At 69.8% G+C, this 14,189-nt stretch carries 15 protein-coding genes; 1 reads left to right on the forward strand and 14 read right to left on the reverse strand.

Going from position 1 to position 14,189, the window contains the following annotated elements; all coding sequences use genetic code 11:
• Positions 1-18: 18 nt before the first annotated feature.
• From HCR68_RS07890 to clpS, 5 genes are read right to left on the reverse strand one after another with little or no spacing between them, the layout of a single operon-like run.
• On the reverse strand, positions 19-564 hold the full coding sequence (locus HCR68_RS07890) for a DUF3054 family protein (protein WP_167148348.1): 546 nt from the start codon (positions 562-564) through the stop codon (positions 19-21).
• Complete coding sequence (locus tag HCR68_RS07895; protein WP_167148350.1) at positions 561-1,358, reverse strand: MBL fold metallo-hydrolase; 798 nt, start codon at positions 1,356-1,358, stop codon at positions 561-563. Before HCR68_RS07895 ends, HCR68_RS07890 begins: the two co-directional genes overlap by 4 nt.
• A 15-nt stretch (positions 1,359-1,373) precedes the next feature.
• Positions 1,374-2,225: a glutamate racemase gene (murI, locus tag HCR68_RS07900; RefSeq protein WP_243859002.1), complete on the reverse strand. Its 852-nt coding sequence runs from the start codon at positions 2,223-2,225 to the stop codon at positions 1,374-1,376.
• 30 nt (positions 2,226-2,255) lie between these two features.
• A complete protein-coding gene (locus tag HCR68_RS07905; RefSeq protein ID WP_167148354.1) occupies positions 2,256-2,942 on the reverse strand; it encodes a DUF2017 family protein in 687 nt (228 codons plus the stop codon).
• A gap of 3 nt (positions 2,943-2,945) precedes the next feature.
• Positions 2,946-3,281 carry an ATP-dependent Clp protease adapter ClpS gene (gene clpS / locus HCR68_RS07910; protein WP_167148356.1) on the reverse strand — a complete coding sequence of 112 codons (336 nt, stop codon included), beginning with the start codon at positions 3,279-3,281 and terminating at the stop codon, positions 2,946-2,948.
• Positions 3,282-3,361: 80 nt separating this feature from the next.
• Here clpS and HCR68_RS07915 point away from each other — a divergent pair, with 80 nt between their 5' ends.
• Positions 3,362-4,732: a nicotinate phosphoribosyltransferase gene (locus tag HCR68_RS07915; protein ID WP_167148403.1), complete on the forward strand. Its 1,371-nt coding sequence runs from the start codon at positions 3,362-3,364 to the stop codon at positions 4,730-4,732.
• 34 nt (positions 4,733-4,766) lie between these two features.
• On the opposite strand, the gene HCR68_RS07920 is transcribed toward HCR68_RS07915, so the two are convergent.
• The 9 genes from HCR68_RS07920 to HCR68_RS07960 all read right to left on the reverse strand — a co-directional run bounded on the left by HCR68_RS07920 (position 4,767) and on the right by HCR68_RS07960 (position 14,175).
• Entirely contained in the window at positions 4,767-6,590 is a 1,824-nt protein-coding gene (locus HCR68_RS07920) for a DEAD/DEAH box helicase (protein ID WP_167148358.1), read from the reverse strand.
• Entirely contained in the window at positions 6,587-6,952 is a 366-nt protein-coding gene (locus HCR68_RS07925) for a DUF3039 domain-containing protein (protein WP_167148360.1), read from the reverse strand. Before HCR68_RS07925 ends, HCR68_RS07920 begins: the two co-directional genes overlap by 4 nt.
• A gap of 94 nt (positions 6,953-7,046) precedes the next feature.
• Positions 7,047-7,787 (reverse strand): glucosamine-6-phosphate deaminase, encoded by a 741-nt coding sequence (gene nagB / locus HCR68_RS07930; protein ID WP_167148362.1) that lies wholly within the window; start codon positions 7,785-7,787, stop codon positions 7,047-7,049.
• Between the two features lie 153 nt (positions 7,788-7,940).
• Positions 7,941-9,665 (reverse strand): transporter, encoded by a 1,725-nt coding sequence (locus tag HCR68_RS07935; protein WP_167148363.1) that lies wholly within the window; start codon positions 9,663-9,665, stop codon positions 7,941-7,943.
• Complete coding sequence (locus tag HCR68_RS07940) at positions 9,641-10,486, reverse strand: ABC transporter ATP-binding protein (RefSeq protein WP_167148365.1); 846 nt, start codon at positions 10,484-10,486, stop codon at positions 9,641-9,643. Before HCR68_RS07940 ends, HCR68_RS07935 begins: the two co-directional genes overlap by 25 nt.
• A gap of 253 nt (positions 10,487-10,739) precedes the next feature.
• Positions 10,740-11,021, reverse strand: a complete 282-nt coding sequence (locus HCR68_RS07945) for an HU family DNA-binding protein (RefSeq protein WP_003783064.1) — start codon at positions 11,019-11,021, stop codon at positions 10,740-10,742.
• Positions 11,022-11,222: 201 nt separating this feature from the next.
• Entirely contained in the window at positions 11,223-11,972 is a 750-nt protein-coding gene (locus HCR68_RS07950; RefSeq protein WP_167148367.1) for an N-acetylmannosamine-6-phosphate 2-epimerase, read from the reverse strand.
• Positions 11,973-12,049: 77 nt separating this feature from the next.
• Positions 12,050-13,072: an ROK family protein gene (locus HCR68_RS07955; protein ID WP_167148369.1), complete on the reverse strand. Its 1,023-nt coding sequence runs from the start codon at positions 13,070-13,072 to the stop codon at positions 12,050-12,052.
• A gap of 182 nt (positions 13,073-13,254) precedes the next feature.
• Entirely contained in the window at positions 13,255-14,175 is a 921-nt protein-coding gene (locus tag HCR68_RS07960) for a dihydrodipicolinate synthase family protein (RefSeq protein WP_167148371.1), read from the reverse strand.
• Positions 14,176-14,189 lie beyond the last annotated feature (14 nt).

The raw sequence follows: 14,189 nt of genomic DNA on the forward strand, positions 1-14,189 counted from the left end.
GGAGCGCCCTTCGCGGGGCTAGCGCCCCTCCTGCTCCTGCCGCTCCGCCTGCTCAGCGAGGCGCCGCGCAACGGGCTTGGGGGTCAGGGAGTCATGGGCCCGCACATAGCCGTAGAGCCATCGCCATCCCCCCAGGAAGACCAGGAGGAAGGTTCCGGTCATCAGCGCCCAGGAGGCGCTGGCCGGGACATCGCTGAACGCGGCCAGCGTGAGCTCGCGCAGCACGGTCCAGGTCGCCCAGGTCAGGCCCACGACGACCAGCCCATCGGGCAGCGCCATCTCCAGGTGATCGGGGCGACGACGTCGAATGCACCAGGTAGCCGCCCAGGCGACGGCCACTGCGATGGCCGCCTGCCACAGCGGGGTGATGACCTGTCCCAGCGTGCGCGTGGAGGCGGCACCGAACAGGGCCACGAGCGCCACGGCTACCAGGTCCGCGGGCACAACCAGCCACCAGCGCGTCCTGCGGTCCCGGGTCCAGGGGCAGTCGGCCCCGTCGGGAAGAGCCGGGGCGAAGGAGATCGCCTGCGGCCGGGCGGAGCGATCGTGCCCGTCGGTGCTCACAGCTCCCAGACGGCGTCAGGTGTCGCCGCCTCCAACGGGCCCGAGTAGACCGATGCGGCCTCCTTGAGGGGGATGGCCGGATCGGTCCAGGGCTGGATGTGGGTGAGGACCAGGTGGCCCGCACCGGCCTGGGCTGCCAGCTCCCCGGCGCGACGACCGGTCATATGCATTCCGCCCACCGTGTCACGGTCCTCGACGAAGGCCGCCTCGGCCAGGAGCAGGTCCACGCCCCGGGCCATGTCGCTCATGCCCTGGCAGGAGTCCGTGTCCCCGGTGAAGGCCAGGCTGACCCGCTGCGACGGGTCCTGCTCGCTCGGCCCCTCGATCCGGTATCCGTAGGCCTCCACCGGGTGGAGGGCCTCGAAGGGCGAGATCACCATGGGGCCCACGCTGTAGGACCTGCCGGGCACGGCGGTGACGAAACCGAACTCCGTGGCGTAGCGCTCGCTGGGCGGCACACCGTCAACTCCCTGAAGGCGCTCCAGCAGCTCCGAGGGGCCCAGGCAGGCGACCGGCCCGAGTGCCCCGGTGGGCAGCCAACGCCGGTAGACGTGCATCCCCACCAGGTCGACCATGTGGTCGGCGTGGCAGTGGGAGATCGCGATGGCATCGAGCTCGGCGGGATCGAGGTGGCGCAGCAGCTGCCCCATCGAACCCGGCCCGAGGTCCAGGACGATCGAGTAGGTGCGCAGCGCACCGCCGGCATCGACTCCGTCGGCCTGAACCAGATACGACGAGGCCGAGGACTGGGGCCCCGACATGGATCCCGAGCAGCCGATAATCGTCAGTCTCATGCAGATGCAGATCCTTTATAGGGCGGTGGGAAGCGAGGAAAGATCGGATGGCTCGACGCGAGTGCCCGCGGCATCAGCGGCGAAGGCGACGCGCTCGACGGCGGCGACCTCGGGTCCGAGGAACCGCCGCGCCAGCACCGAGAAGGCCTCCGGGTCGCCGGTGGATCGGAACTCGTGGCGCGGTTCGGCACCATCGGGGCCGCGCAGGAGGTTCTTGCGGGCCAGTGCCCGGTAGACGTCCTTGGCGGTCTCGTCCGAGGAGGTCACCAGGGCCACGTCCTCCCCCATCACGTAGGAGATCGGCCCTACCAGCAGGGGGTAGTGGGTGCACCCCAGGATGAGGGTGTCGACGCCTGCGGTCTTGATGGGGGCGAGGTACTCCTCGGCGACGTCGAGCACCTCCGGCCCGGTGGTCACGCCTCGTTCGGCGAGCTCGACGAAGCGCGGGCAGGCCTGCGAGAAGAGCTCAACGCCGGGGACGGCCTGGAGCGCGTCGTCATAGGCGCGTGAGTCGACGGTCCCCCGGGTGGCGACCAGGCCCACCCTGCCGTTGCGGGTCACCCGGGCCGCCGTGCGCGCGGCCGGGTGAATCACCTCGATGACCGGCACACCCCGTCCCAGCGTGTAGCGCTCACGCGCGTCGTGCAGGACGGCCGCGGACGCGGTGTTGCAGGCGATGACGAGCAGCTTGACCCCTCGGTCCACGAGCTCGTCCATGATGCTCAGGGCAAGGGAGCGGACCTCTGCGATGTCTCGGGGGCCATAGGGGCCGTTGGCGGTGTCCCCGATGTAGAGCACCTGCTCATGGGGCAGCTGGTCGAGGACGGAACGGGCGACGGTGAGGCCACCGACCCCAGAGTCGAACATCCCGATCGGAGCATCATTCACACCGCGAGACTATGCGGGGCCTGTGCCCCCGAACAGCGCGGATACCAGTGATTCCTGCCACCAGGTGACCATGTCGTAGACGAGTGCCGTACCCCGGTACCACTGCTCGTGAGGAGTCTCGCTCTCGGGCGCCTCCCGGAAGGCGACGTCGCGGACGCGCCCGGCGTCCTGAGCCGACTCGATGCCCAGGCGCTGAGCCAGCACGAGGCGGATATCGTTGATAGCCCCCAGCCAGTCGGACTCCTGACCGAGTGCCACCAGGATCGTCCCCTCGGGTCCCGATGGGGCGCTCAGCTCAGCGACCAGCCGCGCCAGACGGTCGACCTTGCCGTCCCGCAGGCGTGCACGGGTCAGGCTGCTCACCTCCATCGCAGTCACCGGATCCTCAGAGGCCTGCGGGAGCAGGACGCCGACAACGGGATCCGTCGTCGAGCGGCCGGCGTGAACGTGATTGCCAGGCGGATCGAGATCGAAGTCCAGGGCCGCCAGGACCTCGCGGTCCCGCTCACTCTCCCCCGGACGCCCCGGATCAGTAGGGGACGACGGCGGGACGGGGGACTCATCCGCGTCCTCGTCGGCGGGGTCGTCCGCCTGGAGAAGGGCTCTGACCTCAAGGGCCAACCGGGCGAGGAGCTCACGCTCCCAGTCGTCGAGGCCGCAGGCCAGTCCCTCGGAGACTCGGCGAAAGGCTCGCACTGCCTACTCCCCTCCCGCGGAATCGCTCGCCGAGCCGTGGCCGTCGTCGCCCAGGGGCTCGATCGTGGCCCGCAGTCCGTAACCGTGCATCGCGGTCACATCGACCTCCATGCGCTCTCGGGCGCCCCGGGAGACCACGGCGCGACCGGTGGTGTGCACCTGCATCATGCGCGCCTCGGCCACGGGCAGGGAGAAGCCGAAGTAGGAGTGGAAGACCCAGGTCACGTAGCTCATCGTGTTGACCGGGTCGTCATGGACCACGGTGCACCACAGGCGCTGGGCACGGATACTCGACTCCTCCAGGATCTCCGGTTCCGCGACGGGCAACGAGGCGCTCATGCCTCCAGGGTAGCGGTGAGGCGCGATAGGTTGTCCCCGTGAACGACTACGTGCCCGCTGCTGATTCCACCACTGCTTCGATGGACGTGTCCACGGCCTCGACCTCGCTGCTGACCGACATGTATGAGCTCACCATGCTTCAAGGAGCGCTGGCGTCGGGGACCGCCACCAGACGCAGCGTCTTCGAGCTCTTCGGCCGCAGACTCCCCGGCTCACGCCGCTTCGGCGTCGTTGCGGGCACCGGCCGGCTGCTGGAGGCCATCGAGGCCTTCACCTTCACTCCCTCCCAGATCGATTTCCTGCACCGCGCCGGGGTCGTCAACGACGAGACCCTTGACTTCCTGCGCGGCTACCGCTTCACCGGGACGATCCGGGGCTATGCCGAGGGCGAGTGCTACTTCGCGGGCTCACCGCTGCTGACCGTCGAGGGGACCTTCGCCGAGGCCTGCATCCTGGAGACCCTGGCCCTGTCGATCTACAACTACGACTGCGCCGTCGCCGCGGCGGCCTCCCGTATGACGATCGCCGCCCACGGGCGTCCCTGCGTGGACTTCGGCGCGCGGCGCGCCCACGAGCTGGCGGCCGTGGCCGCTGCCCGGGCCTCGGTGGTCGGCGGCTTTACGGGGACGAGCAACCTGGAGGCGGGACTCCTCTACGGGATTCCCACGGTGGGAACCTCGGCGCACTCCTTCACCCTTCTGCACGACACGGAGGAGGAGGCCTTCGCCGCCCAGGTGGCGAGCCTTGGCCCGGGCACCACCATCCTGGTGGACACCTACGACATCGCCACCGGCGTGGAGCGGGCGGTCAAGGCGGCACGGGCCGCGGGCGGGGAGCTCGGGGCAGTGCGCCTGGACTCCGGCGACCTGGTGGCCGAGGCCTTCAAGGTGCGCGCTCAGCTCGACGCCCTGGGAGCGACGACGACGAGGATCACCGTCACCAACGACCTCGACGAGCACGCTATCGCCGCACTGGGGGCGGCCCCTGTGGACTCCTACGGCGTGGGTACCAAGCTCGTCACCGGGTCTGGGCGTCCAACCGCCGCGCTGGTCTACAAGCTGGTGGAGCGTGAGGGCGCCGACGGCACCATGGAGGAGGTCGCCAAGTTCTCCTCCGGTGGCAAGTCCACCGTCGGGGGCCGTAAGTGGGCGGGTCGTGTCCTCACTGCCGAGGGTACGGCGGCCGAGGAGCTGGTGGTCTCCTGTGACTCGCGCGAGCAGGGACTGGCGGCCTTGGATGAGGCCGGTGCCCGGCCGCTCCAGGTGCTCCTGGTTGATGAGGGCAGGATCATCGAGGAGCACCGTGGCAAGGAGGCCCTGAGCACTGCGGCGGAGAGGCACCGGGCGTCCCGCGCCGAGCTGCCCTACGACGCCTGGCGTCTGAGCGATGGCGAGTCGGCCCTGCCGACCCGCCACGTCGACCTCGACGGACGTGGCGCCACCCGACGCTGAGTCACCAAGGTCGTATCCGGATCCTCCGAGCCGTTCAGCGCTTACCGACGAACCAGCGCCGCAGGGTCTGGATGCGCTTCTCGATCTCCTCGGTGGAGGCCGCCGCCACCTCGGGCCCCCCGCACACGCGTCGGAGCTCGTTGTGCACGACGCCGTGAGGCTGGCTGGAGCGGCGGGCCCAGGCGGCCACCAGCTGGGAGAGCTCCTTACGGGCCGCTGCCCGGCGCCGGGCGTCGTCGATGCCTGAGTTCCTCCGCCTGCGGGCCTCGGCCGCCGCGTGCTTCTTCTGGGAGGCGATCTGCTTGTCCTGGCGCTGGCGCAGCAGGGCGGTCACCTGATCGGGCTCCAGCAGCCCAGGCAGTCCCAGGTACTCCTGCTCCTCGATGCTGCCGACCATGGCGCCGGTTCCGAACTCGCCACCGTCGAAGAGCACACGATCGAACTCGGCCTGGCTGTCCATGGCCTCGAATCCCGGCAGCAGCTCGTCCGAGGCGTTCTCGGTCCTGTTGGCCTCGGCGAGCAGGCGGTCCTCGGGGCTGAACAGGGCGTCCTCCTGCGCCGCGGAGTCGGGACGGCTGAGGACATGGTCGCGGGCCACCTCCATCTCCCCGGCCAGGGCCAGCAGGGGCGTCACCGAGGGGAGGAACACCGAGGCGGTCTCCCCTCGGGCCCGTGAGCGCACGAACCTACCCACGGCCTGGGCGAAGAAGAGAGGGGTGGAGGTCGAGGTGGCATAGACGCCCACGGCCAGCCGAGGGACGTCCACGCCCTCGGAGACCATGCGCACGGCCACCAGCCAGCGGTCGGTGGAGGCGGAGAAGGCCTCGATGCGGCTGGAGGCTCCGTTGTCATCGGAGAGGACCACGGTGGGGGCCTCACCGGTGATGGCGCGCAGCTGCTTGGCGTAGGCGCGGGCCTTGGCCTGGTCGGAGGCGATGACAAGGGCACCGGCATCGGGGACCTGGCGGCGCACCTCGCTCAGGCGCTGGTCGGCGGCGGCCAGGACCGCGGGGATCCACTCCCCCGCCGGGTCGAGCGCGGTGCGCCAGGCCTGGGACTCCAGGTCCTTGGTGAGGGGCTCCCCGAGCCGGGCCGCGACCTCGTCGCCGGCCTTGGTGCGCCACCTCATCTGCCCCGAGTAGGACATGAACATCACCGGGCGCACGACGCCGTCGCGCAGCGCGTCTGAGTACCCGTAGGAGTAGTCCGCCTGGGAGCGCTTCGAGCCGGAGGCGTCCTCCTGGTAGCGCACGAACGGTATCGGGGAGGTGTCGGAGCGGAAGGGCGTTCCGGTCAGAGCCAGGCGGCGGCGTGCCGGCGTGAAGGCCTCACGGATCGCGTCTCCCCAGCTCAGGGCGTCTCCACCGTGGTGGATCTCGTCGAGGATGACGAGGGTGCGGGCCTGATCCGTGCGGGCGCGGTGCAGGTTGGCGTTGGCGGCCACCTGCGCATAGGTCAGGGCAACGCCGTCGAATCGCGATCCCAGCGCCCCCTGGGAGTTGGAGTAGGAGGGGTCGATGCGGATGCCGACGCGGGCGGCGGCCTCGGCCCACTGGTACTTGAGGTGCTCAGTGGGGCAGACGATGGTCACCTTGTGGACGTCACCGGAGCTGAGCAGCTCGGTGGCCACCCGCAGCGCGAAGGTCGTCTTGCCGGCTCCGGGCGTGGCCACGGCCAGGAAGTCCTGAGGCATCGTCTCCAGGTACTGCCCCAGAGCGGCGGCCTGCCAGGCGCGCAGGGATCCTGCCGTCCCCCAGGCTGCGCGACGCGGGTAGGCCGGGGAGAGGTTCTGGGCCGCCGACGTCGAGGCTCGCGTCGGGGTGGGATGGGTCGCCTGGCCACCGCGGGCGGCGCTCACCGACCGCCTCGCCCGAACGGGAAGCGGGGGAAGCGAGGACCATTGCCACCGCCGGAGTCGTCCCCGCCACGCATCTCCTCGTAGATGGACTTGCAGGTGGGGCACACCGGGTACTTCGACGGGTCGCGTCCGGGCGTCCACACCTTGCCGCACAGGGCGACAACGGGACGCCCGGTGACAGCGGCCGCGGCGATCTTGTCCTTGCGGACGTAGTGAGCGAAGCGGTCGGCGTCGCCGTCGTCGGTCGACTGGAGCTCCTCGCGCTCCAGGACGGCCGTACCGACGCCCTGTGTGGGCTCGGCGGCCGGGTCGGTCGGAGCTCCGGGCGATCCCGGGTCAGCACTGGCGAGGACGTCTGTCATACCGCCCAGTCTAGGTCGGACGCAGCGCCCCGGCAGTCGCCCATCCCACCCCGCCCCTGTGGGGAGGCTCTCCCTGAGAGGCCCGACGTCGTCGTCAGGGCTTCGAGGTGAGCCGGCCGGCAGCCGCCGGGTCGACCAGTACCAGGGCGTCGTCGTGGCGCTGCATGACGGTTGCCGGCCACTCGGTGCTCACCTCGCCCTCCACGAGCTGGGCGATGGCCTCGGCCTTGCCCTCGCCGGTGGCGATGAGGACGAGCTTGCGGGCCTCCATGATCGTGGCCAGCCCCTGAGTGATGCACTGAGTGGGCACCGCGTCGACGTCACCGCCGAAGAAGCGGGCGTTGTCGCGGCGGGTCTGCTCGTGGAGCTCACCCACATGCGTCCGCGAGTCGAGGGCACCGCCGGGCTCGTTGAATCCGATGTGCCCGTCGGAGCCGATACCGAGGATCTGCAGGTCGCAGTAGCCGGCCGCGGCCATCTGGGCCTCATAGTCCCGACAGGCGGCCTCAAGGTCCTGGCTCAGCGCGTCCGGACCGTGAAGGGCGCCGGGGCGCATGTCGACGCGGGAGCGCAGATTGGTCTCCATGAAGGTGGCGTATCGCTCCGGGTGGCCTGCGGGCAGGCCGACGTACTCGTCGAGCATGAAGCCAGTGACCTCGGCGAAGCTGAGACGGCCCGCGGCGCAGCGAGCGGCGAGCTCGTCGTACAGGGGCAGGGGCGAGGACCCGGTGGCGGTCCCCAGCACGGCTGCCGGTTTGTCCCTGAGCAGCGCCTCGATCTCGTCGGCCGCCCGCTGCGCGAGCGCCTGCGCGGAGTCCAGAATGACAAGCTGCACGATGATGTCCTCTCTGACATGACAACTGGGTGTACACAATAGGTGCACTGAGTCTACTGACCTCTGTGAGCCGCTGCTTTCTTGAGCGACTTTAGAGCAACCCTACTCCGAGTCATCAGAATCAATCATCCTGCGAAGGTGTGACCAGCGCGATCACACCGGTTGGGCGTGCCCCGGCCAGGTGCGGATGGTGGCCAGGACCCGAGGCCCGCGCTGGTCGAGCAGGCGGCCTCCCAGGATGACCCCGCCCCAGAGCGCCAGACCGCACCACGTGGCCCCCAGCAGGAGGGCCACCCACCCCCACAGCGGCAGGCCCTGGGCGATGCCGTAGACCGCGGCCCCGAGCACGGGCGAGCAGACCACGAGGAGGAGGAGCATCGCCACCATCTGGATGATGGAGGCCAGAAGTGCTGTTCCCGATGTCCGCGAGCGCATGGGGCTGTCTCCGGGGGCAAGCGTCTCGTAGGGCAGAAGGACGCTGATGACGCTGGACCATGCCAGCGCGCAGCCGTAGAGAACCAGGTTCGCACCGGTCACTGCCGGCAGCGCCTCCCAGTACCCGGTCCACAGGCCCATGAGCACCTCGACGGCGAGCAGGGTGGGAACCTGCCACACAGCCGCCCCGGCGACTCGCCCCAGCCGGTCGTGCGCTCCGCTGATGCCGGCGCTGACGTGGCTCCACAGGGCGGTGGAGTCCAGGCCGAGGTCGTCGTGGATCACCCATCCCATGAACATCGCCAGCGCGGGCGCCATGCCCAGCAGGAACACCGGTGCGTGCCCGAGGGCGAGGCTGCCGCCCAGCCGTTGACCGTTGACGACAAGGACGAATCGACTGGAGTTCATGGCGGGAACCAGGACGAGGAGGATCGGCACGAGCATGACGGACAGGAGCTGGAGCAGGTACCTGGGGTCCGCGCGCCAGTAGCGCAGGCAGCGGGCCGCCACGGCGGCGGCAGGCACGGGCAGGACAGCGCTGAGCCGGCTGGCCCATGGCAGCACATCGGGCTGGTTGTGGTGCTGCGGGTCGGAGCCCGCGTCGCTGGCCTCATAGGCGCGCGTCCGGGTGCGAGACGTACCGGGGGAGGTCATCACCTTGCCCACGACGCGCTGCCACAGGGGAAGCAGGGCCACAGGGATGACCCAGGCACCGATCGTCAGCACCAGCGCCGACAGCACCGAACCGGTGGCCATGAGGCCGGGGGCGGCGAAGGCCCAGCCGAAGGGGGACAGTCCTAGGACCCGCGCGACGCTCCTGAACCGCTCGAGGGAGACTGTGACATCGTCCCCGATGAGCCTGGGGATCAGGTTCGGCAGCTGCGTGACCAGCAGGAAGGCCAGGAAGGCGATGATCGCCGTCGTCTCGCGTCCTCGCCGGGAGGAGGAGATTCCCGCGGCCGTCACCACGATCCGGGAGAGGATGACGCAGGTGGCCAGGGCCGCAGGAGCACACAGCAGTGCCAGGATCGCGGCCGGGATCTGGCCCGCCACCAACCAGGTGAGGACTGGGGCAAGACAGACGACGGCCGTCAGGCAGCCGGGAATGCCGAGGGCGCCGGCGGCCAGCAGCCCGGCCGCCAGTCCTCGCGACGGCGCGGCCCAGGCGGCCATGGCTCGGGGGTCCAGGGTGGAGTCGACCCCGGTGACGAGCAGCGGCACCACGGCCCAGCCCATCACCAGCAGCGCCCCGAGGGATCCCAGGAGGAGTGCGATGACCTGCGGATCCGCGCTCAGCCCGAGCCCGACGGCGCCGGCCAGCACCAGGCCGAGCGCTCCCAGCCCGTACAGGGCACCGACCACGGTGCCGACGACGGCCCAGGTGTTCTTGGTCAGGGCGTTGAGGGTCAGGCGCCACTTCAGCTTGATGAGGGTCGCAACCATGACAGCCCCTCCGTTCGCACCTGCGCCCCCACCAGCTCGGTGAAGCGCTGCTCGAGGTCCCCGCCCGCAGCGACCTGCTGCGTCGTCCCCGCAGCGACGACCCGACCGGCGTTGATGATCGCCACGTGATCGCACAGGCGCTGCACAGTGGCCATGACATGGCTGGAAATGACCACGGTGCCGCCGGCGGCGGCGTAGTCCCGCAGGATCGCCTGGATCGTCTGCGCCGAGATCGGGTCAACGGCCTCGAAGGGCTCGTCCAGAACCAGGATGGACGGCGAGTGCACCATGGCGCAGGCCAGATGGATCTTCTTCCGCATTCCTGCCGAGTAGTCGGCCACCAGGGTCGTCCCGGCGTCCCACAGTCCCAGGACCTTGACCAGCTCCGTCGCCCGGGGCACGACGACGTCGCGCTCCAGCCCGCGCAGGAGGCCGGAGTAGGTGACGAGCTCAAGACCGTTGAGACGGTCGAAGGTCCGCAGCCCGTCGGGCAGAACCCCCAGGAGAGTCTTGGCCCGCCGAGGCTCGGCCCATACGTCGACACCGTGGACCAGCACCTGACCCGCGTCGGGACGCAGCAGGCCGGTGGCCATCGACAGGCTGGTCGTCTTACCGGCGCCGTTGGGGCCGACGATGCCGTAGAAGCTGGAGACGGGGATGTCGAGACTGAGCCGATCCACCGCGACCTTGCGATCGAAGGCCTTGACCAGACCCGCCATCTGGAGCGCCGGCACGGAGCTGGGGCTGGGCGGGGCCCCTGCCAGAGCAGTAACCGTGTCAGGGCCGTCGGAGTGATTCGCCGCAGACGTGAAAGCAGACATGTTTCCACTGTAAAAGCGTCTACTTACTCACCCCTCCACCGACAGGAGGAAATCGACGGCTCCGGGCTACTCCCTCAGACCCATCCCTGACCATCATCAGTCATCAGTGGAGCGTCAACCACGACGCCCTGCCCGATATCGGGGGAATCGGGGATGCGACAGGATGGCGGCACACATGATTCCGGTCCGCTGCCACACCTCGACGGGGCGGCAACGGACCGGAATCAGGACGTCAGGGGCACGGCCCCACGTATCACTCGGCGACAGCCTTCTTCAGCGAGGAGCCGACGGTGACCTTGACACCGTAGCCGGCGGGGATCTGGATCTCCTCACCGGTGCGGGGGTTACGGCCAGTGCGTGCGGCACGCTCGACGCGCTCGATACCCATGAGGCCGGTGATCTTCACGGCCTCACCCTTGGCGACGTTCTCAACGAGGACATCCTGGAAGGCTCCCAGGAAGGCGTCGGCGTCGGTCTTGGTCAGGCCGGCCTTCTCGGCGATGGCGGCGATGAGCTCGGTGCGGTTGACGGACATGTCTTCCCTCTCGATCGTGGACGGACACCCTTGTGTGGTGCCACTTCTGGCAACGCTACGCATAAAACCTTGGGTTTGTCAGGTCAGACCGGAGTGTCGCGCTGGATAGCGAGTAACAATTCGCACATTTGCGCCCCAGCAGTCACACCCGTCACATACGGAGCAAGTCGCGGAACGACGCCGTTTTGACAGCCCTTCCACTCAGCCCTTCCACAGGGCACCGGGCAGGGCCCCGGCGAACCACGACGTGATGGTGGTCGGGTGGGTGATCGCGGTGCCGACGACGACGGCGAAGGCGCCGTGCTCCATGGCGGCCGCGGCCTGGGCCGGGGTGTGAACCCGCCCCTCGACGACGAGCGGGACCTCCGCGATGCCGGCAACCTGGTCGACGAGCTCGAGATCGGGTCCGTCGGTCTTGGGGCGCTCGCCGGTGTAGCCGGCCAGCGTGGTCCCGAGGATGTCGACTCCTGCGTCCTGCGCGGCCTTGGCGTCGTCCAGAGACCCGCAGTCGGCCATGATGAGGACCTCGGGACGCGCCTGGCGCAGGCCCTCGACGGTCTGGGCCAGGCTCAACCCATCGGGGCGGGGGCGCCGGGTGCCGTCCAGCGCCACGACCTGGCTGCCGGTGGCGGCCACGGCGATGGCGTGGGTAAGGGTGGGGGTGATGAAGACGCCGTCGTGCCCCTCCTTCCACAAACCGATGACGGGCACGTCGACGTGCTGGCAGATGAGGGCCAGGTCCGCCAGCCCCTGTGCGCGGATGCCGACGGCGCCCCCGGCGACGCAGGCCTGGGCCACCTCGTCCATGGTGCGGGGGTCGCGCATCGGCTCACCCGGATAGGCCTGGGCGGAGGCGATGAGCCCTCCCCTCAGGCGCTCCAGGACGGGGTGGAGACCCGAGGGGGTGGTCGGATCGTTCGTTGACGAGGGTGATGGTGACTGCTCGGTCATGGGTCTGTCCTGTCAGACGGCGCCTCACGGCGGTGGTTAGTCGTGGTTGGTTGTTGGGTAGTCTCGGTTAGTGCCGTTCAGTCGTGCTCGCCGGCCAGGGCGAGGGCCCCGCGGGCCGCACCGACGATCGGCGCAGTGGTCCCCAAGGTGGCGGGAACGATCCTGATGGGCGTCAGGGGGTCGATGACCTCCGCGGCGAAGGTCTGTCTCAGGGGCTCCCACCACAGGTCACCGGCTCGGGCCAGGCCCCCGGAGACCACGACGACGTCGGGGTCGATGACGGTGACCAGGCCCGCCAGCGCCCTGCCCAGGCAGGCCGCCGAGTCGCGGTAGACCTCCTGGGCGATGTCGTCCCCCGCAGCCGCGCGTCTCTCGACCTCACGGGCGTCGGGGACGTCGGGGTCCCCGCCCTTGGCCAGGTAGCGGCGGTGGATCTGCGGGCCGGCGGCGATACCCTCGAGGTGACCCGGCCTGCCGCAGGTGCAGGGCTCGCCCTGCGCGCCGGGGACGGGTACGTGTCCGATCTCGCCCGCGACGTGATGGGCACCCCTGCGGGTTGCGCCCTCAATGACGAGGGCTCCGCCGACGCCGGTGCCCACCGCCACCATGAGGACGACCTCGGCCCCGGTGCCGGCGCCGAGCCACGCCTCTCCGGCGGCATAGGCGTCGACGTCGTTCTCGACGTGGACCGGGAGCGTGCCGAGCCCTGCGGCCGCAAGCCGTTCCTGCACGCCGGTGGCGACGCGGGTGCCGGCCCACCCGGTGATGGCGTCGGTGGCGGACAGGATCGTCCCGTGCTCGACGTCGACGACGCCTGCGGTACCGATACCGACCGCCGCGATCGGCACGGCTCTGCCGGGATCATGGTGCGTTCCGGACTCGGCGACCTTGTGCACCAGGGAGCTGACGGCATCGAGCATGGCGATGGGGCCGTCATGGGCGGGGGTCGGGCAGGAGGCCACCGGACCTTGCAGGGCCCCGTTGACGTCTACCAGGGCGGCGGCCATCTTGGTGCCGCCGAGATCGAGTCCGACGACGAGCGGGCTCCCGTCTGACGGTGATGGGTTACTGGGATCGGATGGGAGGACATCCTGGCTCATGACACTCTCCAAAGTGGCATGCGGCACGGGTGTGCCGGGTCTGGAAAAGAATGGGTTCTTGATGAGACGGCGACAGATCGAGACCGGCTGAAACCGGGCCGGTGAGTGTCCGCCGACGCCTCTGGCGGCTGCGCGCCCGACTCGCTCGACGTCGAGACTGCGGGCGTGCAGCCACCGGGGTGTCAGATCAGTCCCTGCGCCTTGACGATCTCTAGGACCGCGTCCTTGGTCTCGCCCTTGAGCGCCTGGACCGGGAAGGCCATCTCGTTGGTCGCGATGATCCCGATCGCCTCCATCGCGGTCTTGAAGGCGCCGATGCCGGTGGCGTCGGCCGAGCGCCCCTGGGGCACGAAGACGATCTCGAAGCCGGCACAGATCTCGTCCTGGATGCGACGGACCTCGTCCCACTTCCCCTCGCGGGACGCCTCCCACATCTTGGCGTAACGGACCGGGTCCACGTTGCCGTAGCCGGGGACGAGTCCGTCCGCGCCCAGCAGGAGCATGCCGTCGACGACGCACTCGTGGCCGGTCAGGAGGGCGAGCGGGTGACCCGCAGCCTCATTGGCCGCGACCAGCCGACGGAAGGCGACGTCGTTACCGGAGGAGTCCTTGACACCGGCAATGACTCCCTCCTTGCCCAGCTCGACGAGGAGGTCGCGGCCGAGCTTGGCACCGCCAAGGCGCACGGGCACGTCGTAGGCGAAGACGGGAACGTCGATGGCCGCTGCGATGGCCCGGAAGTGGGCCTTGATCTCCTCGGCGTCGTTGAGGGCGTAGAAGGGACAGGTCGCCACGATCGCCTGCGCACCGAGTGCGACGGCGCGACGAGCCTGCTCAATGACACGGTGAGCCGTGGTGTCGATGGCCCCCGCGAGCACCGGCACGCGACCCGCAGCCTTCTTGACGACGCGCTCGATGACGGTGTCGCGCTGGGAGTCGGTGAGGTAGGCGACCTCTCCTGAGGACCCCAGGGCGAACAGGCCATCGACGCCTCCGACGATGAGGTGCTCAACGACCCTGTCCAGGCTGTCGAGGTCAACCTCGCCCTCGGCGGTGAAAGGGGTGACGACCGGCGGGATGACGCCGGTGAAACGGTTGTCCATGTGGTGTCTCTCTT

The organism is Actinomyces sp. ZJ308 (assembly GCF_011752065.1).
Classification (GTDB): domain Bacteria; phylum Actinomycetota; class Actinomycetes; order Actinomycetales; family Actinomycetaceae; genus Actinomyces.

What these genes read in the sequence shown, in the direction of transcription:
- HCR68_RS07895 (WP_167148350.1), bottom strand. Translation starts at nt 1,358, where the DNA reads ATGAGACTGACGATTATCGGCTGCTCGGGATCCATGTCGGGGCCCCAG.
- murI (WP_243859002.1), bottom strand. Translation starts at nt 2,225, where the DNA reads ATGTTCGACTCTGGGGTCGGTGGCCTCACCGTCGCCCGTTCCGTCCTC.
- clpS (WP_167148356.1), bottom strand. Translation starts at nt 3,281, where the DNA reads ATGAGCGCCTCGTTGCCCGTCGCGGAACCGGAGATCCTGGAGGAGTCG.
- HCR68_RS07915 (WP_167148403.1), top strand. Translation starts at nt 3,362, where the DNA reads ATGGACGTGTCCACGGCCTCGACCTCGCTGCTGACCGACATGTATGAG.
- HCR68_RS07925 (WP_167148360.1), bottom strand. Translation starts at nt 6,952, where the DNA reads ATGACAGACGTCCTCGCCAGTGCTGACCCGGGATCGCCCGGAGCTCCG.
- HCR68_RS07935 (WP_167148363.1), bottom strand. Translation starts at nt 9,665, where the DNA reads ATGGTTGCGACCCTCATCAAGCTGAAGTGGCGCCTGACCCTCAACGCC.
- HCR68_RS07940 (WP_167148365.1), bottom strand. Translation starts at nt 10,486, where the DNA reads ATGTCTGCTTTCACGTCTGCGGCGAATCACTCCGACGGCCCTGACACG.
- HCR68_RS07945 (WP_003783064.1), bottom strand. Translation starts at nt 11,021, where the DNA reads ATGTCCGTCAACCGCACCGAGCTCATCGCCGCCATCGCCGAGAAGGCC.
- HCR68_RS07950 (WP_167148367.1), bottom strand. Translation starts at nt 11,972, where the DNA reads ATGACCGAGCAGTCACCATCACCCTCGTCAACGAACGATCCGACCACC.
- HCR68_RS07955 (WP_167148369.1), bottom strand. Translation starts at nt 13,072, where the DNA reads ATGAGCCAGGATGTCCTCCCATCCGATCCCAGTAACCCATCACCGTCA.
- HCR68_RS07960 (WP_167148371.1), bottom strand. Translation starts at nt 14,175, where the DNA reads ATGGACAACCGTTTCACCGGCGTCATCCCGCCGGTCGTCACCCCTTTC.